We start from the raw sequence: 24,452 nt of genomic DNA, 5'->3' as shown, positions 1-24,452 counted from the left end.
TTTCCCGCAGATCAGACAAGTTTTTGAATCTGCGGGAACAAATTATAGCTTTCGTTTATCCTGGTTGATGCTGAGCACGTAATCGGTTGGCGACATTCCAAATTGCTTAGAGAAATTACGGCCGAAGTGCGATTGAGAACTATATCCTACCACTTCAGAGATCTCGTAAATCTTCATCATCCCTTCGCTTAACAGTTCTGCTGCTTTCTTTAACCGTGCGAGGTTGATGAGTTCGTTGGGACTCAGATCGGATATGGATTTAATTTTTCTGTACAAGGTGGGGCGGCTCATGTTCATCTTCTCCGCCAGTAATTCCACGTCCAGATTCAGGTTACTGATGTTCTTGTTAATGGTTTCATGCAGCTTTTCCAGAAACAGTTCGTCGGCTTTGGATGAACCCATGGTTTTGAGGTGGAGCAAGGGTGAACTGGATAAATAGGCCTTTATTTTATTTCTGTTTTTTATCAGACTGGATACCTGGACCTGTAGAAACTCTGGCGAGAAGGGTTTTTCTACATAGGCGTCAGCACCAAGTTCCAGGCCTTCTATTTTTGATTGCAGGGTGTTTTTAGCAGTTAACAAGATCACCGGAATGTGGCTGAATTCGAGGGTCGATTTTACCTTGGCACAGAAGTCGAAGCCGTTCATTTCCGGCATCATCACATCGCTGATGATCAGGTGGACGATCTCGTTTTCGAGTAGGGCAAGTGCCTCAATGCCGTTTCTGGCCTGAAGCACTTTGTATTTTTCTTCGAGGTCGTCGGTAATAAAATCCAGAATATCCTGATGATCATCGACCAGCAGAATCACAGATTGCTGTGCTGTGGTATGCCCATGTATTTCCGTTTTATTTAAAGTTTCTCCCATTGTCCGTTTAAATTGAATTCAATAAGCTGGTGTACAGGTAATTCCAGTACAAAGATATTAACGCCTTCGGGATTCTGATGAAGGTAGAGCTTTCCGTTGTGCAACTGTGCAAGCGATCGTGAAATCGACAATCCGATTCCAGTACCCGTTTTGATAGCTGTTTCCCTGGCCCTGAAGAAAGGTTCGAAAATTTTGTTTTCCAGTTCTACGGGGATTTTATTTCCGTCGCTTTGAACCCATACATAAAATTTCCCGTTTTTGTCGTCTGTTTCAAGTGCGATCTGAACATGGCTCTTCCCATATTTTATGGCATTATCAAAGAGGTTACTCATGATTTTGTAGAAGGCCTCAACATCAATATAAGCCATTAATCGCTGTTCTGGAAGCTGTAGGTTGCAGCTCATCTGGTTTTGTTCTGCAGCAGGCTGAAATTGTAACGCTACATCTTTTAAAATTTCTGTGATGTTCGACTGTACGAAATTCAAAGAAAAGCCGCTGGTTTCCGTTTTTCTGAAGTCGAGCAACTGATTGGTCAGTTTGAGCAGCCGGTCGGTGTTTCTGTCCATAATCCGCAGGTTTTTTTCAATGGCGGGCACATCTTTTGCCTGTTTAATCAGTTTTTCCATCGGACCAATGATGAGGGTTAACGGCGTTCTGATTTCATGGGCAACATTGGTGAAAAACTCAATCTTGGCCTGGTAAACTTCTTTCTGTTTCTCATGTTCGAATGCTTCCATCCGCATGCTGTTCTTCAGCTGTATTTTCCTATGGTACCTTCTCACTAAGATGAGAATGACTGCGGCGCTCAGGGCGATATAAATCAGGTAGGCCCAGGTATTCAGGTAAAAAGGGGGCAACACCCTGATCAGCAGTTTTACGTTTTTTGTGCTCCAGGTGCTGCTACCTTCTAAAAGTGCTTTCACTTCGAGTGTGTAGCTTCCCGGGGCCAGTTTGGTGAAGTACACCTTTCTGTTGGTTTTAAGGTATTCCCAATCTTTGTACAAACCTGTCATTTTATAGGCGTATTCCGTCATTTCGGGCGACTGGTAACTCAAGGCCGCAAAGTCGATGCTGAAAGAGGACTGGTCGAAGTTGAGGGTAATGGTGTCGGTATCTATAATCGACTTTTGAAAAACCGGATCTTTTGAGCTGGCGCTGTTTTCCGGGCCGTTGACCTGAAAACCTGTTAAAAATACCCGTGTTTCGATGGTGTTAGGTGTGAAGGCGTGGGGATCAAAACTGATCAGTCCTTTTACACTTCCAAAATACATCTGGCCGTTAATGTCTTTGTAAGCCGAGCTATAATTAAACTGGTCGGTAAGTAGCCCGTTGGTTTTAGAATAAGTTTTGCTCATGCCTGATTGCGGATCGAAATGGATGAGTCCGCGTGTGCTGCTGATCCAGAATTTATGTGTGTAATCTTCTTGAATTCTGAAGAGGTAATTACTCGGGAAACCGTTTTTGAGGCCATAGCGGCTGAAACGGTTTGTTTTTGGATAATAGCGGCACAAGCCGCCGCCATCAGTGGTTACCCAGATATTGTTCTGGCTATCCACAAAAATGCTGTTTATGGTATTGTGGCTGATGGAGACTGGATTGTCCGGATCGTTTCTAAAGTTTGTGAAACCTGTTTGATTCAGATTGAACCTGAAAACCCCATCATTAAAGCTTCCCGCCCAGATGTTCCCCGCAGGATCTTCAATTAAGGAATCATAGAAGAGAAAAGGCAAACCGGGGATGGGTTCAAAGTCATCGGTTTTCCGGTTATATTCATAAATACCATTGATAGTGGCCACAATAATTTGGCCCTTTCTGGTTTTGCAAAAGGTTACGATAAAGTTGGTCCGCAACCTATTGCCCACACCAGCCTGATAGTGTTTGATTACCTGCTCGGTTTTAAGGTCGAAGAGGTCAAGGCCATGTTCGAAGGTTCCTACCCAAAGCTTATCCTCATCCACCAGCAAGCCATGAATATTGGCATAGGAGATGCTTCCTTTTTTGCCATCTGGCAGGAAATGTTTGAATATACCGGTTTTAGGATTGAGTTTGTTCAATCCGGCATCTTCCGTTCCGATCCAGAAGTTTCCCTTATCGTCTTTCGTAATTTCCCTGACATCATTTCCACTGATGGAGTTACTGGCCTTTTGTGGAAAATATTTGGTAAATAAGGAGGTGTGGGTAGAGTAATAATTCACGCCGCCAAAGTAGGAGCCTGTCCACACGCCACCATCCCGATCTTTGAAAATCGTATAAATGGCATTATCGCTTAATGAGTAATCGTTGTTATACTGCTTCCTGAGGTTGATAATTTTACCAGTCTGGTCATTATAAATATAAATTCCTGATTCCGTTCCGATCCAGAATTCATTTGCTGCGGTTTGTTTAATATCCCGAACAAAAACCGGAGTTTTATCGTCGTTGAGGGTGATGATGCTTTGCGATTGATGCGTAACGGGATTGAGTAATTTGAGCCCCTGGTTGGTTGTGCCAATTAAGAGCAATCCCCTTTTAGTTTCAACCATTTTGGATACCCAGCCATACTCGGGTTTTTGATTGTTTCCATTAACGCTGTAGCTTTTAAAACTATTGGTTTTGACATCATAGCATTCTACGGTTCCCCTCCCGGTACTTACCCATACCTGTCCGCTTGCTGAAAGCATCAGGGCCGACGCATCAAAATTTACTTCCTTGCTGAAACTATATAATTTTCGGGCCAATTTATTATAGCGATACAGCTTAAATGACGACGTAAACCACAGGTTGCCGGTGTGGTCACTAATCATGTCGATAATCCGCATTCCTTTTGTTTCTGCCAAAGGGAGGAAACTTTCCGTTGAAGGCTTATATTCAAATATACCGTCATTGGTGCCTGTCCACAAAGTATTTTGCTGATCAACGTGAACGGCGTAAATCAAATCATTTCCTAAACTGCCCTTGCGTTCCGGATCATGTCGGTAGGTTTTAAAGGAATAACCATCAAAGCGGTTAAGTCCGTCTTTTGTTCCAAACCACATAAAGCCCTTGTCATCCTGTGCAGTGCAGAAAACGGTATTGTTGGATAAGCCATTTTCGACCTGATAGCGCCTGAAGTAATAGGGCTGTGCCACCAATATTCTGGTGAAACATACAATAAGGATGATGATGATTAGTCTTTTCAATGAGTGCTTTGGTCAGTACATCAAATATATTAAACATCTCTTTAGCGTACAACCTAAAACGTTTTTATTGTGCCAATATGAATGAGGTAAGGTTATTTTTAAAACGAGACAAATTGGAGAAATTATGATACAAAACAGCAATCACCCTAGCGTCTAAAAACACAATCTTTGAATATGATTTGAATGAACTAAAACCATTTAACTCTTAAAACTAACCAAATCACTAACCTATATGAAAAGAAGTGTATACTCCTATGGCGTAGACTCAGGCTGCTTTAGAAGTTTCTTTGTGAAATTCTTTCTGAAGCGCAGATTACTCCCTTTTATTTTAAGCTCATTTGCTTTAGCGCTGTTGTCGCTTCAGCTGAGTGCACAAGAACCTGGAACGGTTACCGGTACGATTACCGATGAGACGGGCGCCACAGTGGTTGGCGCCAGCATCAAGGTGAAAGGCACTACCGTTGGCACAACTACCGATGGAAACGGAAAGTTCAGGATTCAGGTAGCCGACAAAAATGCCACACTGGTATTTATTTATGTAGGCTATGACAGTCAGGAAGTATTGCTGAATGGCCGCTCTACCCTGAATGTAAAACTGGTACCTACCAAAAATGATTTAACTGAAGTAGTGGTGGTGGGCTACAACACCCAAAAGAAAGAAGCCATTACCGGATCAATTGCAACCATTACCAGCAAAGATTTCGAGAAAGTACATGGCGGTTCTACCGTAAGTACCGGTTTAGCAGGTAAACTGCCTGGTGTGTCATTTAGAATGCCTGATGGCAGGCCCGGTGCATCGGCAAATATCCAGATCCGTAACATGGGGAATCCATTATATGTAATTGACGGGATTCAGCAGGATGCCGGTCAGTTCAACAACATTTCGCCGAATGATATCGAAAGTATCAGTGTACTTAAAGATGCTTCGGCCGCGATTTATGGCAGCCGGGCTTCAAATGGGGTAGTTTTAGTGACTACAAAAAGAGGAAAGACCAACAGCCGCAACACTTTTGTTGTGGATGCCTATACGGGATGGCAGAACTGGTCACGCTTTCCGGAAACCTCTGATGCTTATCAATGGATTTTGGGTAAGGCCATTGCAGAGCTTAATCAGAGTGGAACAACAGGCGTAACCCAGAAAGAAATTGAGCAATGGCGTGTGGGTACCGATCCGGGCTTTCAGAGCCAGAATTGGAAAGATATTATTATTGCGCCAAATGCCCCTCAGTACTCTGTTAATCTGAATGCATCGGGAGGTACAGATAAGCTGAACTATTATTTCTCTGCCACGCGCCTTGACCAAAAAGGGGTTTTTGGAACGTCGCGGGAATTTGATTTCAACAGAACGAATATTCAAAGTAACATTGAGGCCAAAATTACCGACCGGTTCAAAGTAGGGATGCTGATTAATGGCAGGATAGAAACCCGCGACCAGCCTGGTGTACCTGGAGGTGACGATTACTTCGCTGCGAGATTTGCCCTATTCAGGAATACGCCGCTTGAACAGGCTTATGCCAATGGAAACCCCAATTACCCTAATGATATCGGGCACAATACAGAACAGTTTGCTGTACAAAGCAAGGCTTTGAGTGGCTACTGGAGGTCTGACTGGAGGGTATTACAAACTAATCTTACCGCTTCTTATGATACCCCGATAAAAGGACTGGAAATAAAAGGATTATACTCCTACTACATTGCCGATAACCTGATTAATGGCCATGAATACACTTACGATGTGTACCATTACAACTCGACAACCGGTATTTATGAAAAACGGGTAGGGAGTTCAAATCCTTACCGTGAGCGGAGAACAGAAAAGATTTATACCAATACCTACCAGATACAGGCCAATTATAACCGCACTTTCGGTAAACATACCGTAGGCGGTGTATTGGTAGCAGAACGTTTGGACAGGTTCAGGACTTATACTTTCCAGCATGCGGTACCCCAAACCAATGTATTGCCGGTATTGCAGTTTGCCGATCTTGACGGACAGGATTATGCAGATATACAAGATGAAGAAGCCCGCTTAGGTTATGTGGCCAGACTAAATTACAACTACGACAACCGGTATTATTTAGAACTATCTGGTCGTAGAGATGCATCCTGGAAATTTGCGCCAGACAGACGTGTAGGTTATTTCCCATCTGCATCAATAGGTTGGAGAATTACTCAGGAGAAATTCGTGAAGAACCTGTTAGGCGAATCTACTGTTTTAAATGATTTGAAACTCCGTGCATCTTACGGCGTTTTGGGAGATGATAATATTGACGGACTTGATCCTTTTGCTTATTTACCAGGATATCGCTATAATCAGGGGAGTGTAATTCTGGATGGGCGTAACATCACCACCTCACGTGATAAGGGACCTATCATTAATAATCTATCCTGGTTTGAAAGCCGCATTACAGATATAGGGCTTGATTTCAGTATGTTCAACAGTAAACTTTCGGGTACAGCAGATTATTTCTACAGAAAAAGAACAGGACTTCCGGCATTAAAGAACGATGTAGCTGTTCCTGCTGAATTGGGGTATGATCTGAGTCGTGAAAATCTGGAAAGCGACGCACAGTATGGTGCGGAGTTCTCTTTAAACTATCGGGATAAGATTGGTGAATTCAATTACAATGTAGGCGGAAATATTTCCATCAGCAGAAGAAAATACCTGGAGCAATACAAACCTCGTTTTGGAAACTCATGGGATCAGTACCGGAACAGCATGACCAACCGCTTTACAGATATTTTCTGGGGATATGAAGTAACCGGTCAGTTTCAGAATATCGATGAAATCAATAACTATAAAGTGAATATTGATGGGAAAGGTAACCGTACCCTTTTACCAGGAGATTTGATATACAAAGATCAGAATAGCGATGGTGTAATTGACGACTTAGATCAACGCCCTATTGGTTATACCACAACCGGTCAGCCGAATATGGGCTTTGGATTTACCCTTGGGGGATCTTATAAAAACTTCGATTTTACAGCCGACTTTTCAGGAGGTTCAATGTATTCCTGGAACCAGAACTGGGAGCAGCGCTGGGCTTTCCAGAATAACGGTGCTTTATTGCAAAACTTTGCTGATGACAGCTGGCACCGTACAGATCCGTTTAATTTGAACAGCCCCTGGGTTGCCGGAAAGTACCCTGCGTTGCGTTTCAATGATGGCACACACAGTAACTATAATAAAAATTCAACCTTCTGGTTGCACAACGTAAAATACTTACGTGCCCGTACCCTGGAAATTGGCTACACCTTGCCAAAGAAATGGTTAGAGAAGGTTAAAATACAAAACGCCAGGATTTATGTTAACGGATACAATCTGTTTTCTATCGATAACTTAAAGGAATATGGTGTTGATCCTGAAATTGCAGATGATAACGGACTGCAGTACCCTCAGAACAAATTTGTAAACATCGGAGCGAAAATTACGCTGTAATAAAACGTTAATCACATGAAAAAATACATATATACATTAGCGGCAGTAGCGGTATTAAGCTTTGCCCAGTCATGTAAAAAAGATTCAGATTTTCTGGACAAAAAACCCACGAGTACCCTGGCCGTTGATGCCGTTTGGAAGGATCCAAATCTGGTATTGTCGGTACTTGGTGACCTTTATGACACTTTTCCTGATTTCCAGCGCACCGAATCATGGTGGTTGTTTGCCGATTTCGATGAAGGTTTTGCCTCTGCAGGCGGCGATTATTTCCGTCACCAGAACATCGATTACAATTACGACAGCTGGAATTACTGGGATTACGGATATATCCGTCAGCTAAATTTGTTTCTGAAACGTGGAGAAGAAGCTACCGAGCTGGCTGCGGCAGATAAAGCGAGACTCATTGCTGAGGCGAGGTTTATCAGGGCAGGGGTATACTTTGAAATGGTGAAAAGAATGGGGGGAGTGCCCATTATCACTGTGCCTTTGGAGTATGACTATAGTGGTAATCCTGAGTACCTGCAGTTTCCAAGGGCTAAAGAATCGGAAGTTTACGATTTCGTAATTGCCGAGCTGGAGGCGATCAAGTCTATTCTGCCAGATGATGGTGGTCAGAAAGCCAGAGCTACAAAAGGTGCAGCGTTGGCTATGAAAGCAAGAGCAGCGCTATATGCCGCGTCGTCTGCGAAATATGGCTATTCACAGCTGAGCTTGCCTGGAGGAGAAGTAGGGATTCCTGCATCTGCTGCCAGCGGCTATTATACAAAAGCGCTTAACGCGGCGAAGGAGCTGATTAACGGCGGTAAATATTCATTGTATACCAAAAACCCGAATTTATCAGAAAACTTTGCTTCGTTATTTACAGATAAAGCCAATAATCCGGAAGTGATTTTTGTAAAAGATTATAAGCTTAAAACCAATAGAACCCATGGTTTCACCATCGACAATCAGCCCCGTTCTTCAGCGGAAGAGGCTCAGGGCGGACGTTTAAATCCTTCACTCAACCTGGTACAGTCGTTCGAGAAACTGGACAATACCTACGCCTCACTGGCATCAGTTGATGGTTCGGGTAACGCGATTTACTATACTAATATTGGTGATATTTTTGCAGGCAGGGATGCCCGTTTAGCAGGTACGGTAATTCTTCCCGGCAGTCAGTTTAAAAGTAAAACTGTGGATATATGGGCAGGCTATCAACTCGGAGACGGTTCTATTGTTACCGGTAATGCGTTTGCACAAACCAGGGATAATGTTTTGCCTGGCATTACTGGTTCAGTTCAGGTAGTAGGAGGGGATGGCCCGGTAGATGGACTGGAGTTCAGTGCCCAATCGGGGTTTTATGTACGTAAATATCTTGATCCGGCACCCGGTTCCGGCCAGATTGGTACAAGGAGTGAAGTATGGTGGGTTCGTTACCGTTATGCAGAAGTTTTACTGAATGCAGCAGAAGCAGCCTTCGAGTTGGGTGATGCGGCAACGGCTGCTCAATACATGAAACCTGTTCGCGATCGTGCCGGTTTAACAACAGCTTTGACGGCTGCCAATATCAGTTTCGACCGAATTGTGCATGAACGCAAAGTAGAACTGGCTTTTGAAGGGCATGAACTTTGGGACATGAAACGCTGGAGAATTGCTGATAAAGTGTGGAATGGAAGCAACATGTCGACTACAGATTTTATTAATGCTACAAATATCGGAAGCGCTACCAGAACCAGTACACAGGTTTTCGGTTTGTGGCCATACAAATATTATAACCCTGGAAATGTAAACAACGGTAAATATATTTTTAAGGTAATCAAACCCAGTAGGGTAACTGCGGCGCATCGTTTCCGCCTGGGTAATTACTACTCTATGATTCCTCAGGGAGTACTAAACGGTAATCCAAAAATTGTCAGAAATCCTAATCAGTAATCAGATATTAAACATGAAAAATAGTAAATATTTCATCATAGCTGCGTTTGTTGTACTTTTTCTTTCTGCATGTAAGAAAGATAATTTTGATGCGCCGGCAGCAGACTTTACCGGGCGAATTGTTTACCGCGGTGAAGCCATTCCAGTAGAATTTAATCAGGTACCCTTTGAACTCTGGCAATCAGGATTTGGAAATAACTCTGCTATCCGCGTTTCTGTGGCTCAGGATGGTAGCTTTTCCGCTAAATTATTCGACGGCAATTACCGTTTGGTATTTTCTGAAAACCAGGGTCCGTTTTTATGGAAGAAAAACGCTGCCGGCAGGCAGGATAGTATTGCGGTAAACATCAGTGGCAGTAAGGTTCTGGATATTGAAGTTACGCCATATTATATGATCCGTACGCCGGTGTTTGCTGTTGCAGCAGGCAAAGTCAATGCAAGCTGTAAACTGGAAAAGATCATTACAGATGCCGCTAACGGGAAGAGTATTGAAAAAGTAATACTTTATACCAATAAAACACAGTTTGTAGATGGTAGTAATAATAATGGTATACAGGAGTTATCAGGTGCCGCAATTGCAGACCTGAATAATTTAAGCATGTCGGTTAACATTCCAACAATGGTTCCTACACAAAACTATCTTTTTGCGAGAATAGGCGTCAAAATAGCTGGGGTGGATGATCTGTTATTCACGCAGGTAAACAAATTATCGTTCTAATCGAACTTTTGAGCGTAGCCTGCTACGCTCAAATTTAATACATTATTATTATTATTATGAGGATGAAGTATATCCTGATTTTGTTACTGGCCATTGGTTCCCACTTATCATGGGCTCAAACCTTTACCAACCCATTGCTGCCCTCGGGAGCTGATCCTTACAGTTTTTATAAAGGTGGTTTTTATTACTATACCCATACTACGGGAAACAGGATCGACCTCTGGAAGAGTAAAACCATTGAGGGTTTGAAAACAGCTGCACATAAAACCATCTGGAAAGCACCTGCCAATAGCCCGTACTCGAAGGAAATCTGGGCGCCAGAGGTGATGTTTATCCGTGGCAAATGGTATGCTTATTTTGCTGCCGATGACGGGAAGAATGAAAACCACCGCCTGTATGTATTGGAGAACAGTTCCGCAGACCCGATGGAAGGTGAATGGTTGTTTAAGGGCAAGGTATCCGATCCGGCAGATAAATGGGCCATTGATGGCGATGTGGTTGACATTAAAGGGCAGCTATACATGATCTGGTCGGGATGGGAAGGCGATGTTAACGGGAAACAGGAGATTTTTATTGCAAAACTCAAAAACCCCTGGACGGTGGATGGGAAGCGGGTGAAGATTTCAAGCCCAAAATATGAATGGGAAAAAAATGGCGACCTGGGACATGGGGAACACGTTGATGTAAACGAGGGCCCACAGTTTTTGATCCATGGGGATAAGATTTTTATTGTGTACTCGGCAAGTGGCTGCTGGACTGATTTTTATGCACTGGGTACGCTGACTGCTTCGTTATCCGGCAGTCTGCTCGACCCCGCTTCGTGGACAAAATCTAGCCAGCCCGTATTTCAGCGATCGGTAGCAAACAGTGTGTATGCACCCGGGCATAACTCTTTCTTTAAGTCGCCAGACGGCAAGGAGGACTGGATTTTATACCATGCCAATGATCAGCCGGGCCAGGGCTGCGGTGGTTTTCGATCTCCAAGAGCACAGAAATTTACGTGGAACGCTGATGGAACACCGAACTTTGGTATCCCGGTAAAAAAAGGTGAAGCCATCAGCTCGCCATCAACAAAATTAAAAACAGATAAGTGATATGAAATTAAAAAACTACGCGATTATTTTATGCCTTGCACTGGCTTTTAGTACAAGCTTTGCGCAAAAGAACAAAAAGGTGGGAGAGCCGGGGAAAGTATGGTCGGTTGAGAAGGCAAATGCCTGGTACGCGCAGCACAGGTGGCTCTCAGGTTCAAATTATATTCCTTCAAATGCCATTAATCAACTGGAGATGTGGCAGTCTGATACCTTTTCTCCCGGCTTAATTGACAAGGAACTGGGCTGGGCAGAAGGTATTGGTTTCAATACCATGAGAGTGTTTTTGTATAGCAAGGCCTGGAGTCAGGATCCGGCAGGTTTTAAAAAACGGGTAGATCAGTTTTTGAGCATCTCTGCGAAGCACGGGATCAGCCCGATGTTTGTGTTTTTTGATGATTGCTGGAACAAGAGCTCAACGATAGGCAAGCAGCCGGAACCGAAAACGGGCATCCATAATTCAGGCTGGCTCCAGGACCCGGGAGATCCTGATTTTAAAGAAGAGGCGAAATTTCCGGAATATGAAAAGTATGTTAAGGATGTGCTGACCACTTTTAAAAGTGATAAGCGTATTTTGCTTTGGGATTTATACAATGAGCCGGGTAACAGCGGTAAGAAAGAGGCGACTATTCCATTGCTGACTAAAGTGATCGAGTGGGCGAGAGCCGTGAATCCTGATCAGCCGATTTCTATTGGTTTATGGGACTGGGGCTTCAATAAGCTTAATGCTTTGCAGTTGCTGAACTCAGATATCATTACTTACCATAATTACGAAGCGCCGGAATGGCACCAGAGAACCATTGACCTGCTGAAAGCAAGTGGACGCCCATTAATTTGTACCGAATACATGGCCAGATCGAGAAACAGTCGTTTTGCCAACGTGATGCCCTTGCTTAAAAAAGAAAATGTTGGTGCGATTAACTGGGGTTTTGCTGCAGGTAAAACCAATACCAAATATGCCTGGGATACCCCACTGGCAGATGGTTCGGATCCAATCGAATGGTTTCATGAAATTTTCCAGGCCGATGGTACGCCCTATCGTTTAGATGAGGTAAACCTGATTAAAAAGATGAACAGTAAATAATCGCTTGCCTGCTGATTTCAATGGGCCAGGCAATCCCAGTACAAAACACACAAATGAAACTATATATGAAAAAAACAGCCTTATTTTTATCGCTGATCGGGCTTACTCTGTCCCTTTATGCACAGCAAAAAAGTCCGGCGTCCTGGAGTCCGGTAGAAGGGAAAATCTCTTCCACCTGGGCAGCTGAAGTAAATCCGAAAAGCGTGTTGCCTGAATATCCGCGCCCGCAATTCGAACGTAGCGGCAACTGGAAAAGCCTGAACGGATTATGGGATTATGCCATTGCAGGAAAATCGCAGAAGCCAGCTATCAATCAGGGGAAAATTCTGGTGCCCTTCGCAGTGGAATCTTCACTTTCTGGTGTGGGTAAAACCGTTGGAAAAGACAGTTTACTCTGGTATAAAACTACCTTCACCGTGCCTTCGAATATGAAGGGTAAGGATATTGTATTGCATTTTGGTGCGGTAGACTGGCGTACCACAGTAACCATTAATGGTAAGGAGGCCGGAAAACATGAAGGGGGCTTTGACCCCTTTTATTTCAATATTACCCCGTTTTTGAAAGGGAGTGGCGCGCAGACTTTAACCGTTGAAGTTTGGGATCCTACTGACGACGGCCCGCAACCCCGTGGCAAGCAGGTGAAAAAGCCTGAAGGCATCTGGTATACTCCGGTAACCGGTATCTGGCAAACGGTATGGATTGAGGCGGTGAACAAGGCACATGTGGATCACATTAAGATTACTCCTGATCTTGATCAGCAAGCGGTGGAGGTCATTCCATTTGTAGAAAACGGAACTGCTGCCGACCAGGTGAAAATATCGGCCTGGGATGGTACTACCAAAGTTGCTGAACAAAGCGGTGATGGTAAGTCGCCTGTTAAATTAACGATCAGCAATCCCAAATTATGGAGTCCTTCATCACCTTTCTTATATGATCTTAAAGTTGAGCTGCTCTCCAGAAATAAAAAAGTTGATGAGGTGAAAAGTTATTTTGCCATGCGTAAGATCTCCATGGGGAAAGATGCTCAGGGCATTGAAAGAATGTTGCTTAACAACAAATTTGTTTTCCAGTACGGCCCTTTGGATCAGGGTTGGTGGCCGGATGGTTTATATACTGCTCCAACAGATCAAGCCTTGAAATTTGATATTGATAAAACGAAAGAAATGGGTTTTAATATGATCCGAAAGCACATTAAGGTAGAGCCTGCACGATGGTATTACTACTGTGATGTGGCGGGTATGCTGGTGTGGCAGGATATGCCAAGTGGCGATCTGGGAAATCGCTGGGAAAACCGTCCGGGGGTACTTGACCATCAGACGGAGCAAGACAGAAGCCCTGAATCTGAAGGTTACTACAGAAAAGAGTGGAACGAGATTATGGAGAAGCTGCATAATGTGCCATCCATAGTGGTCTGGACACCTTTTAATGAGGCCTGGGGGCAGTTTAAAACGGTAGAAATTGCGAAGTGGACAAAACAAAAAGATCCTTCCCGATTGGTGAATACCGCCAGCGGTGGTAACTTTTTTCCGGTTGGCGATATCATCGATTTGCATAATTATCCTCATCCTGCCATGCCAAGTCCGGAATATTTTGGAAAAGACTATGCCTTGGTATTGGGTGAATTTGGGGGATTGGGGCTTCCTGTTGACGGTCATGTATGGCAGCAGAAGAATAACTGGGGCTACCAGAGTTTTCAGAATACCACCGATCTTTTTAATAAGTATTCGGAATTTGTAAACCGTTTACAGGATTTAATTAAAGTGGGATTGTCGGCAGGGGTTTACACGCAAACGACTGATGTTGAAGTGGAAACCAATGGGTTTATGACTTACGACAGAAAAGTAATTAAGTTTCCGGAAGCGAAAATGAAGGAAATCCACAGCAAACTTTATGAGGTTCCTGTGGAACTGAGGAAGTAATTTTGGTTTAGTTGTTAGGGCCGTTACACTTTTGGTGTAGCGGTTTTTTGTTGAAAAAAAATGGGCAGCTACATAGTAGCTACCCAAATCTAAATTAACGCTCTCAACTTTTGTTGATGTAAGGCTCTCACCCCTTACTTCCGTAAATATAGTATTATAAAATTCAGAACCAATCATTTGTGCATCATTCATCGACAAACGGCTGTTATGTGACGACGAAGGTCGTTAAGCACCGGTAAAATGTAACATGATGAAGATGATTCTGCAATAAATCTCCTTAATCGCTATATTGGCCCTTAGTCAGCTTTGCTCATGGGTTTTTGCTTCATCCCCATGAAATATGCCGGCCTATTTTTAATTGATTAGTGATAGAACAACATTATTTTCAGCACCCTATACCAGCTGCTTTTGAGCATTCAGCTATAGATTTTTCAGCATTACCCAAACAGCCACATATTTTACGTTCCTACTGGAATGTTGGATTGCTATTACACCTTTCGCTTATCATTTTTGTTTTCGAATCCTGGCTCTACTATACCAGCCTGAGTAGTTCTTATCAGGAGGGGAACTTCTTTCTTACTATCTTCTGGGCAGGATCGGTTCTTTTTGCCTTTAGTCACATCTTTCTGGTGGTGATGGATGGCTGGTCGCGGTTTCAGAATTATAAACGTATCAAAGATAATCTTTTCCTTCACGGCTTTAATCCCCGGATGGCCTATCCGTATATGGGGTCGAAATGTCAGCGTTCGGCCTTTCTGGTTGCTGCTGCCGAACTGGGGCTTCAGCAGCAGGTGAGCTCTTTTTATGAAAGAATGGGGATCAGGTGGTATCATTTTGTCCCCAGGTTTATGGTACAGGATCCCTTGTTTCTTTTCAAGCGGTCTTTTCTTTCCCGTACCTTTTTAGAGAAGTATTATGCACCGAAGTTTGATTTCCATCAGCTGTATCAACGTCATCAATCTACACCTACATGCTTAGCGGAAAAAAATTAAGTAAACGCTATCCTTCAGCGGTAGCGCTTGAAGAGGTATCTATAGATATCGCTGCGGGGCAGATTTGTGGTTTACTAGGTAGGAATGGTGCCGGTAAAACGACCCTTTTCAGAATTCTGTGCGGGCTTATTAAACCTGATAGCGGCACTTTAAGCATTGATTCCAACCGAAGAAAGCCTGTGGGTGGGATTATTGAGCGACCAGGGTTGTATCCTTACCTGAATGCGCAGGATAATATCCGCATTTTCGCTGGTATTCAGGGTGCTTCTACTTCGGCTGAAGCCGTTAACGAAATATTATTGAAAGTAGGTTTACCGGTTGACCGGAAAGATCCGGTGAGAAATTTCTCGCTGGGTATGAAACAGCGGTTGGGTATCGCCATCGCTTTGATCAATCATCCTGAATGTCTGGTACTGGATGAGCCCTTCTCCGGGCTTGATCCTGTTGGTGTAACCGATTTAATCAGTCTGATTGTGAAGCTGGCCAGGGAAGAACGCATAGCCGTTTTACTTTCCTCGCACATGATGGGTGAAATTACAAGGTGCTGCGACACGCTTTATATCATTGAGCAGGGGAGGATTGTCAATCACGGTCAGACGCAAAGCCTTATTGAAGCTCATATCACCAGTTATAGTATTTCGGCCAGGAATATCGCTTCGTCGAAGACGCTGCAAGATTTTGTTGTTGAATTTGGCCCCAATGATGCAAAGGTCAGCTGCCGGGCGGAAGAGGTTCCCGGGCTGCTTAGAAACCTTTTAGATGAAGGCATACAGGTTACGGCCTGCCTGCCGGTGATTACGCTTGAAGAACTTAACAAAACCAAAAAAGATGCGATTACTGCTTAAAGCCGAATGGACGAAGCTCATCAGGCAGAGCAAAACCTATTATGCATTCGGTGCCATTCTCGTTATCGAATCATTGATTTTATTCACTGCTTATTACCAGGGTAGTACCATTCTTGATTTGTTGCTTGATAACCTGAAGCAGTCATTTTATTTTGAAGGCAGCTTACTGAACGGAAACCTGATGATGTACATTGTATTGAATTCGTTGTGGTTCAACTTGCCGCTGATTCTGATGATCGTAACATCGGGTCTGGTTACCGATGAATACAAAGACGGTACGATACAAACGGTGATGTTGCAGGCTGTTGATAAATGGAAATTTATGGCTGCGAAATATATCACGGCTATCGTATTTACAGTTTTTGTGATTGTATTTATGATGCTGAGTACTTTTGTGCTGGCCTATTCCATATTCGGCAATGGCGACCTGGTGGTATATCTGGGCACCTTGAATTTTTTTACGGCTGCAGATGCTTTCAACCGGATTTGCTGGGCCTTTGCTTCCGGCGCGGTATCTATGATTTTTTATGCTGTAATCAGTTTGTCGCTCGCGGTAATGATTAAGGAAGCGTCGAAAACCTGGATTGCTTCGGCGCTTTTTTTAATCATCACTACTTTGTTGCTGAAGGTAGACTTTGGTGCTGAGGTGATCAATCAATTTTTTTTTCCAAAGCTCATAGACAGCTGGCAACAGCTTTTTGCTTACGAGCCTGACTGGTTTCAGGTGTTTGTGAATAACCTGATGCTGCTGCTATACACCCTGGGCTTCGGCGGTCTGGGGATTTATATATTCCATAAAAACGATATCGGATGATCAGAAAGATTATATTATTCATTTTAGTGCTTCCTCAGCTGGTTGCTGCACAACAGATTGACGGTGATCTTCTGGCGATTAAAAAAAAGATGGACGCGGTGAAGAGGTTCTCTGCGAATATTATTCTGGATCTTGATGTTCCTTTTATCAATATGCCGACAAAAAAAGCAAGAGTAGTATATGCTGTGGGCAAGAGGATGGAATTTACTTCGAAAGATTTTGTGATGCTACCTAAAAGGGGACTTGATTTTTCGCTGGCTGAGATTTTTAAATATCCTTTTATTACGGTAGACAGGGGAGTGGAGCAAAGAAACGGACAGCGTTTAAAAGTGATCAATGTGATCCCGACTACACCTGCATCGGAAATGGCGCTGGCAACCATTTATATGGACAGCAAGGCTTTGCAGATTGCTGCGCTTGATATCAATACGAAGAAGGAAGGCTCATACAGTCTTTTGATGAGGTATATTACGCCAAAAGATGTGCTTCCAAATTATGTTGAAGCCAGTTTTGCCATAGAAAAACTGAAGATCCCGCTTAATTTCATGGGGAAGGGGACGACCATCGATCGCAAGAAAATGAAAAGTATGGAAACAAAAACCGGTAAGATTAAGATGCAGATCAGGGATTATGTTATCAATTAACCCCAAATATCATTGTAGCTAATGCGTGCCGTATTGCGCAAATCAGGTGATTATTCCTATATTGTTTGCAAATTAAACCATGAGCGAAACTAAGGATATCATAGAGAAGATTAAAGGGTACGAAAAGCGGGAAACCGAATTAAAGCTCGACAATGCGGAACTGAGGCAACTGATCCGTGCGCTCACACTGGTAGAGGAGAAAAGTGCGGTACTCAATTCCATTATTGAATCTTCAGACGATGCCATCATCAGTAAAGATTTAAACAGTATCATTACCAGCTGGAATGCATCTGCAACGCGGATATTCGGGTATTTGCCAGATGAAATGATTGGAGAATCAATTCTTAAACTTATTCCCCTTGAGCGTCATGATGAAGAGCCTAAAATTCTTTCTCAACTACGGCAGGGTTTACGGGTGGATCATTTCGAAACGCAAAGACTCAGAAAAGATGGTACGCTGATTCACGTATCGCTAACCATTTCACCCATAAAAGATAATTACGGCAATGTGGTTGGTTTATCTAAAATAGCACGCGACATTACCGATAAAAAATTAATGCAGCAGAAGAAGGATGAGTTTGTAAGTTTTGTGAGTCACGAACTTAAAACACCGCTCACCTCGCTTAAATCGTATATTCAGGTTGCTGCTAAAAAAACTTCTGATGAGATTTTCCTGTTGAAAGCCCTGGGCAGGGCAGAAGTTCAGGCCAAAAAAATGGAGAACATGATCAGGGACTTTTTAAACCTATCCCGCTTTGAAGAAGGCAAAATCAGCATTGAGAATGCAGTATTCGACGTGGTAAATACCCTTGATGACTGTATAGCTGATGCATTGGTCATCAGTCATAAACATGCGATCAAATATCAGGGACTAGCTTCCTGTAAGGTAAATGCGGATCAGGAAAAAATTGCCATGGTGATCACCAACCTGATCAGTAATGCTCAGAAATATTCTCCAGAGGGGGGTGACATCACGGTGAGTTGCGAACGTCACCACCAGATGGTAAACATTAAGGTAGCTGATAAAGGGCTGGGCATTTCTACAGAAAATCAAAAACTTTTGTTCCAGAAATTTCATAGAGTGGAAACCGAAAAAACCGAACTTATTCCCGGATTCGGAATTGGGCTTTACCTGGTATCTACCGTTTTAACGCTTCATGGTTCTCAGATTGTGCTTAAGAGCGAACTGGGAAGCGGATCGGAGTTTTCGTTTGAACTGCCTGCCGGTTAAACGTCGTCGAAGTAATCGTAATGTTCGTTTTATAATATTGATCAGCCCAACACCGCATAATGCGGTACTGGACTGATGAGTTTGAGGAAGACTATGGCTGGCCGTTTCCACCAGCTGCCCCATAAATCTGGCCTGTTGAAAAGCTCGCATCATTGGAAGCGAGTTGTACATATATAGATGCCAGTTCAGCAGGTTGTCCAGGCCGGCCTAAAGGGGTGTCTTTACCAAATGCGTTAAGTTTTTCAGGTGTCGAGCCACCGCCCATTTGGAGTGGTGTCCATATTGGACCGGGTGCCACCCCATTTACGCGTATGCCTTTCGGACCTAATTGCTTGGCCAGTGACTTCACGAAATTTGTGGTCGCAGCTTTTGTTTGTGCATAATCATAAAGATCCGGGGAGGGATCGGTAGCCTGGACTGAAGTGGTACCGATGATCGATGAGCCCGGTTTCAGATAAGGTAATGCGGCCTTAATGATCCAGAACGGGGCGTAAATGTTGGTTTTGATTGTCCAGTCAAACTGATCGCTGGTAATGTCGAGAATGGAAGGGTTAGATTGTTGTCGTGCTGCATTGCTGACTAAGATATCCAATCCACCAAGCTGTTTGGCTGCTTCATCCACGAGTTTTTTACAAAAGCTTTCGTCGCGGATATCGCCTGGGATTGCGATTGCTTTTCTTCCGGCTTTTTTTATAAGTTCAATCACTTCCTTTGCATCGGGCTCTTCCTGAGGAAGGTAATTGATGGCTACATCTGCGCCTTCGCGGGCGTAAGCGATTGCTGCTGCTCTGCCCATCCCTGAGTCTCCACCAGTGATTAAAGCTTTTCTGCCTGATAAGCGACCTGAGCCCTTGTAAGTTGTTTCTCCATGATCTGGCCGGGGGTCCATTTTGCTTGCCAGGGCAGGCCAAGGCTGATTTTGATGGATAAAAGGTGGTCTCGGATATTTTGTAGTCGGATCCTGTAAATCTGCATCGCCCAAATGGAGGCCACCTGGCACTGCGGCATTTGCTAATATAGGTGAGGCTGCTACTGCCGCCATCGCCAGGCTTAGGCCGCCCAGCGCTTTTCTTCTGGTAATTTTGTTGTCATCCATTGGGTTGATTCTTTATCTGTTCTATTAAAGAACCCTCCGCTTTTTTTTTGGTTTGATATTTTTCAAAAAAGCTAAAACCTGGTTGTTTTTTTGGTGGCTGACTAAAATTATAATGTAAAAATGTGCCGCTAGCCATTCACCACTTCCCCGCCATTAACATGGATCACCTGTCCGGTAATAAAAGAAGCATCTTCGCTGGCCAGAAAAACATAAGCGGGGGCAACTTCTGAGGGTTGTCCGGCACGTTCCATGGCAGTTTCAGAACCAAAAGACTTAATTTTTTCTTCGTCAAAGGTAGAAACAATCAGTGGTGTCCAAACCGGGCCTGGCGCCACCGCATTTACCCGAATCCCCGTTTTAGCCAGGTTCGTTGCCAGCGACCGCGTGAAGGAGGTAATTGCGCCTTTCGTTGAAGAATAATCAATCAGGTTTGGTGAAGAGCGATAGGCAGTCACTGAAGTGGTATTGATGATGCAATCGCCCGGCACGAGGTGCGGCAATACTTCATCAGCAAAATAGAAGTAGCCAAAAATGTTCGTCCTGAAAGTATCCTCAAGCTGTTTATGATCTATTTTTTTCGGATCTTTCTGCGGTATCTGCATACCGGCGTTGTTCACCAGAATATTTAATTTGCCGAAATGCTGAACAACCTTTTCAACTGCTTTACTGCAAAAGGCAGGTTTTTTAACATCTCCTTTAATTAAAAGACAGGATTTGTCTTCAGCCTCAACCATTGTTTGCGTTTCTTTCGCATCGCCATCTTCGCTAAGATAAACGATGGCAACATGGGCACCTTCCCGTGCAAAATGTACGGCAACTGCGCGTCCTATACCACTGTCGCCCCCCGTAATCAGCGCCACCTTTCCGGCAAGTTTACCACTTCCCTGATAGGTTTTTTTAATTACTTCAGGTCTTGGATCCATTCTGGATTCGATGCCAGGCTGTCTATGTTGTTTTTCAGGTGTTTTCATAATGGATTATTTATTAACATTTTCCATTGTGAATGGTTTTCGGATAAGGAAGAAAGAGATGGCTATTGACTAAATTTCAACCGGCAAACAAGATGTAAGTATCGAATGGGTCAGATGCGGTTCAGAGACGAATTTGAAGTTGGGTTGGCCTTTCAAGTATGAGTTTGGCCGGTTTTCAGAGGGGATTGCAAATGGAGAAATGGAGTGATCATGGCTGTGAATGATGTCGATCAGACGGGGATATACCATTCAGGCTATATAAAACCCAGTTTTTATTGGAAAAGGCTTTTTTCAAGACAAGGCCGTTCCTCGTCAGTCTTTCCAGTACACCGCTGTTTAAAAGGCTAAAATATCTACCTGGATTTGCGTCGCTGGGTATGAGAATATATTCAACATGTTTTTTTGGAACTTCAAGTGCGGCCAGAAAGGTTTTTTGGGACGGTACCAGGAATTGTTTTGCAGAACGCGACAGCGCAATGATGCGATAGGAGGTAGCATCATCAGTCAGTATTTTGTCCATCTCCTGAATCTGAGCAATTTTCTCAGCAAACAACTTATCTTCATCTGCAACTATTGCGTTTGGTTGAGAAACCATTTTTGCAAATTGAGCGATATAATTCCGCTCTTCAGGAATATTGGAATTTTTCATCATCAGATATCCACTTACCAATTGAAGGAAAGTTACTGCCAGATAGAACTGACCGGTAAAACGTAAGTTTTCTAAATGCCTGGCATTTAAAATAATTCCCCAGCACATGCAGATGAAGGTGGCATAAAATCCGACCTGTAGAAAAACGTCGGGATATTTGATTTTAAGGAATTCCATAAAAAGGAACATTGCAAATACGATGAAGGTATTTCGCATATTGCTTTTGAAAATAGACAGGCAAAGTAAAATCATGGGTGCATACAGTAAAATGCGTACTGTGGTCAAAAAACTAATTTCCGGAAAGAAAAACGTGTGCTCGCCAGTGCTAAAACTGTTAAAGTTTTCTGTTTGGTTCACTATTGCCAGGTAATTGGCATAAGGGCTATCTAAAAAATAGTTGGGATCGCCAGTGTAAACCTGGTTCAAAAGCCTGAAAACAAAGACACCTGTTAATGGCAAAGCAAATACAATCAAATAAACGGCAATGGTTTTATTGGTGAGCTTTCTTCTGATCGAGAGGCTGTTAAATGCAAAGGCAATACGCTCAAGCGGGTCTGTTTTGGCAATCTGCATAGACTGCAGCGCTGCAACAAAAATAACCGGCAGGATAAATAGGGCTAGCCATATAAACTTAAAATTCGAGAAAACCAACATGGTGAAGTATATACTGGCCACCGATATGTGGTAAGAGGTGTTATACTTGAAATATTTATAGAAGGCAGAAATGAAAAGATAGAAGAAAATTAGTGTCATGTAATCGCTTTTACCTGATACGGCAATGAATAAGAAAGCCGGGTGAAACAAAAAGGTAATCAGAATACCTGCAAAAAGCCAGTGTCTGTGCTGGTGCGTTTCAATAGAATTAGCAATTACAAAAAATAAAACTGTAGTGCCAACTGCCGAAGTGATGTAGGGTGCGAAAGCAATATCAAAAATGGAAAATAACCAGGTGGAAAGAAAAGAAAGCTGGGGGAAAGTTAAACCAACCAAGGTAATTTTATCTACCTCACCACCCCTGAATAAAATAGATTTCTCTGCAAAAAACAAGGCTTCGTTGCTGTAAATACCTTTATAGAATAACAAATAAGCCAGGGCAAGGTAATAGCCGAACAGCAGGAAAGAAATGGGGTATAAACGGTATTTCGATTGAATTAAAGCTTTCATGGTTCGGTCTTTTTTCCCTGCTGGGCACTTACTTTACTCAGGCCATGATTTGTTTTTTCCCAATAAAATGGCTTGGTAATTAACTGCCATAGTCCTTTATATGCTGAAATGGAATGCATTAGCCAGTAGACGGGGTTGACAATTGCAAATAAAATCAGCTCATAAAAACGCCGCTTAAAAACGGCAATCATATTTACATAAATCATTAATATGTTGCCAACAACCAGGTTAAAGGTGGAGATATAAAGCACCCAGTCTGGAAAGATGGTTTTGATATTTTTAAGGTCTAAAATAATATAGCATAAAAAAAGCACCAGCAGTACAGGATATACAAGGAATGTAAGTGGGGTAGCGCCAATAAAAAAATTAAAGCCCCAAAAACCTTTCCAGCCAATTTTACTGATGAGTTGTGCAGGGTTGCGCATATGTACCAGATAGGTTTGCATATAGCCCTTAATCCAACGCGACCTTTGTCTGATCCAGTTGAAAGGTTCGTTATTAGCTTCTTCATAGGTGGTGGAATTGACGAGCGCTACCTTGTAACCCTTAGCGAAAGCACGGATTCCCAGATCAGCGTCTTCTGTAACATTAAAAGGATCCCAGCCCCCCAGCTCCATCAGCTTCTCCATTTTAAAATGATTGCTCGTGCCGCCAAGTGGAATGGGAATGTCCAAAGTGCCCAAACCTGGCAGCATATAATCAAACCAGTAAGAATATTCCAGCGTGAACATTTTGGTCAGGAAATTTTCGTTCCTGTTAAAATAATTCAACGCACACTGGATACATATAAAATTGGAGGGTAGTTTTTTAAATAATAGTACTACCTTTTTTAGCTGGTCCTGGTCGGGTACGTCTTCCGCATCATAGATGGTGAGGTATTCCCCCCTGGAGAAATGTAAGCCATAGTTACAAGCCTTCGGCTTGGTTTTGGGCATGTGAAAAGGCACCACTATAACTTCGAATATGGCCGGGAAATCAAGATCCCTCACCGCATTGAGGGTCTTCTCGTCATCCTCTTCAATCAGCAATTTAATATCCAGCTTTTCTCTGGGGTAATCAAGTGACTGTAAATTCCAGATAAGTTTTCGAATCAGTTTATCTTCTTTGTAAACCGGTAATTGAATTGTGAAAACAGGTAATTCCTCACTGTTCATTTGTTTCAGTTCTTTCTTGCTTACTGCCTGATATAGTTCAAATTTGGACCCCGTTAAAGCAAGGTAAAGTTTAAAAACAATCGCCACCAGGAAAAAAGTACTCATTATGATGTTAATAATGATGGTGGTGTTGATGAAATTCAGAAATAAAGCGACTGTAACCAGCGCGCACAAGCTGAACAGTACGATAAGCTGTTTGGGGGTAAAGGTAACCAACGCGGAACTATCCGGATCGCGGTTAAGCAAATCAAACACAGCAGACTTTACATATTCGCCGCCTAATAATTTGTGCGCTAACCACAAGATGTCCAGATCTGAGCATACGATTACTTCTGTTTCCATATCCCAGTTTCGCGATACCGATCTGATATCAAACCATGCATAAGGATTGGCCACAGCAATGATGAGTCTGTTATCTTCAATCCTAAGGGGTAGAATTAGATTCCGGTCTACTTCTTTGAGATCGTTTTTGATCATTACGAGTTCGTCAACAGTTTCCTGTCTTAAATTATGAAAGACATAACCGTAACCTTCAAGAAATTGCATATAGCGCTTGCGGCTGATATAACCAAAGTTAAGCGCAATCTTAATCAGGGATAGCCCGCTGGATTGCTCAAAATCAATCATACGCTTCAGTTGCGGGGGGTTAATCAATCCCTCATCGAGCAATAACTTTCCCAATTGATCTGTTGCTATGTCTGGCAT

Annotated in this window: 17 protein-coding genes; 11 read left to right on the top strand and 6 right to left on the bottom strand. The window is 43.1% G+C overall.

Annotated features, from left to right (window positions below):
- Window positions 1–42: 42 nt before the first annotated feature.
- Both R2Q80_RS19745 and R2Q80_RS19740 read right to left on the bottom strand, forming a co-directional pair.
- A complete protein-coding gene (locus tag R2Q80_RS19745) occupies window positions 43–867 on the bottom strand; it encodes a response regulator (RefSeq protein WP_316801260.1) in 825 nt (274 codons plus the stop codon).
- Complete coding sequence (locus R2Q80_RS19740; RefSeq protein WP_316801259.1) at window positions 852–4,025, bottom strand: two-component regulator propeller domain-containing protein; 3,174 nt, start codon at window positions 4,023–4,025, stop codon at window positions 852–854. Before R2Q80_RS19740 ends, R2Q80_RS19745 begins: the two co-directional genes overlap by 16 nt.
- A 232-nt stretch (window positions 4,026–4,257) precedes the next feature.
- Here R2Q80_RS19740 and R2Q80_RS19735 point away from each other — a divergent pair, with 232 nt between their 5' ends.
- The 11 genes from R2Q80_RS19735 to R2Q80_RS19685 all read left to right on the top strand — a co-directional run bounded on the left by R2Q80_RS19735 (window position 4,258) and on the right by R2Q80_RS19685 (window position 18,713).
- Entirely contained in the window at window positions 4,258–7,464 is a 3,207-nt protein-coding gene (locus tag R2Q80_RS19735; RefSeq protein ID WP_316801258.1) for a TonB-dependent receptor, read from the top strand.
- A gap of 15 nt (window positions 7,465–7,479) precedes the next feature.
- The gene (locus tag R2Q80_RS19730; protein ID WP_316801257.1) at window positions 7,480–9,375 is read left to right on the top strand and encodes a RagB/SusD family nutrient uptake outer membrane protein; all 1,896 of its coding nucleotides are present in this window, start codon (window positions 7,480–7,482) and stop codon (window positions 9,373–9,375) included.
- Between the two features lie 13 nt (window positions 9,376–9,388).
- Window positions 9,389–10,093, top strand: coding sequence for a DUF3823 domain-containing protein (locus R2Q80_RS19725; RefSeq protein ID WP_316801256.1), 705 nt, complete (start codon window positions 9,389–9,391; stop codon window positions 10,091–10,093).
- Window positions 10,094–10,149: 56 nt separating this feature from the next.
- Window positions 10,150–11,187, top strand: coding sequence for a glycoside hydrolase family 43 protein (locus R2Q80_RS19720; protein WP_316801255.1), 1,038 nt, complete (start codon window positions 10,150–10,152; stop codon window positions 11,185–11,187).
- A gap of 1 nt (window position 11,188) precedes the next feature.
- A complete protein-coding gene (locus tag R2Q80_RS19715; protein ID WP_316801254.1) occupies window positions 11,189–12,268 on the top strand; it encodes a glycoside hydrolase family 2 TIM barrel-domain containing protein in 1,080 nt (359 codons plus the stop codon).
- Window positions 12,269–12,333: 65 nt separating this feature from the next.
- On the top strand, window positions 12,334–14,187 hold the full coding sequence (locus R2Q80_RS19710; protein WP_316801253.1) for a sugar-binding domain-containing protein: 1,854 nt from the start codon (window positions 12,334–12,336) through the stop codon (window positions 14,185–14,187).
- Window positions 14,188–14,552: 365 nt separating this feature from the next.
- On the top strand, window positions 14,553–15,179 hold the full coding sequence (locus tag R2Q80_RS19705) for a hypothetical protein (RefSeq protein WP_316801252.1): 627 nt from the start codon (window positions 14,553–14,555) through the stop codon (window positions 15,177–15,179).
- Window positions 15,158–16,024 carry an ABC transporter ATP-binding protein gene (locus R2Q80_RS19700; RefSeq protein ID WP_316801251.1) on the top strand — a complete coding sequence of 289 codons (867 nt, stop codon included), beginning with the start codon at window positions 15,158–15,160 and terminating at the stop codon, window positions 16,022–16,024. The genes R2Q80_RS19705 and R2Q80_RS19700 overlap by 22 nt, the downstream gene beginning before the upstream one ends.
- Entirely contained in the window at window positions 16,008–16,838 is an 831-nt protein-coding gene (locus tag R2Q80_RS19695) for an ABC transporter permease (protein WP_316801250.1), read from the top strand. The genes R2Q80_RS19700 and R2Q80_RS19695 overlap by 17 nt, the downstream gene beginning before the upstream one ends.
- A complete protein-coding gene (locus tag R2Q80_RS19690; RefSeq protein WP_316801249.1) occupies window positions 16,835–17,482 on the top strand; it encodes a hypothetical protein in 648 nt (215 codons plus the stop codon). Before R2Q80_RS19695 ends, R2Q80_RS19690 begins: the two co-directional genes overlap by 4 nt.
- Window positions 17,483–17,561: 79 nt before the next feature.
- Window positions 17,562–18,713 (top strand): PAS domain S-box protein, encoded by a 1,152-nt coding sequence (locus R2Q80_RS19685; protein ID WP_316801248.1) that lies wholly within the window; start codon window positions 17,562–17,564, stop codon window positions 18,711–18,713.
- A 91-nt stretch (window positions 18,714–18,804) separates the two neighbouring features.
- On the opposite strand, the gene R2Q80_RS19680 is transcribed toward R2Q80_RS19685, so the two are convergent.
- The 4 genes from R2Q80_RS19680 to R2Q80_RS19665 form a co-directional block, all read right to left on the bottom strand.
- Complete coding sequence (locus R2Q80_RS19680) at window positions 18,805–19,809, bottom strand: SDR family oxidoreductase (RefSeq protein ID WP_316801247.1); 1,005 nt, start codon at window positions 19,807–19,809, stop codon at window positions 18,805–18,807.
- 128 nt (window positions 19,810–19,937) lie between these two features.
- Window positions 19,938–20,780, bottom strand: coding sequence for an SDR family oxidoreductase (locus R2Q80_RS19675; protein ID WP_316801246.1), 843 nt, complete (start codon window positions 20,778–20,780; stop codon window positions 19,938–19,940).
- Between the two features lie 208 nt (window positions 20,781–20,988).
- Window positions 20,989–22,593: a hypothetical protein gene (locus R2Q80_RS19670; RefSeq protein ID WP_316801245.1), complete on the bottom strand. Its 1,605-nt coding sequence runs from the start codon at window positions 22,591–22,593 to the stop codon at window positions 20,989–20,991.
- Complete coding sequence (locus R2Q80_RS19665) at window positions 22,590–24,452, bottom strand: glycosyltransferase family 2 protein (RefSeq protein ID WP_316801244.1); 1,863 nt, start codon at window positions 24,450–24,452, stop codon at window positions 22,590–22,592. Before R2Q80_RS19665 ends, R2Q80_RS19670 begins: the two co-directional genes overlap by 4 nt.

It is taken from the genome of Pedobacter frigidisoli (assembly GCF_032678525.1).
In the GTDB taxonomy this organism is placed as follows: Bacteria; Bacteroidota; Bacteroidia; order Sphingobacteriales; family Sphingobacteriaceae; genus Pedobacter; species Pedobacter frigidisoli_A.
This window is presented reverse-complemented; position numbering and strand designations above follow the sequence as displayed.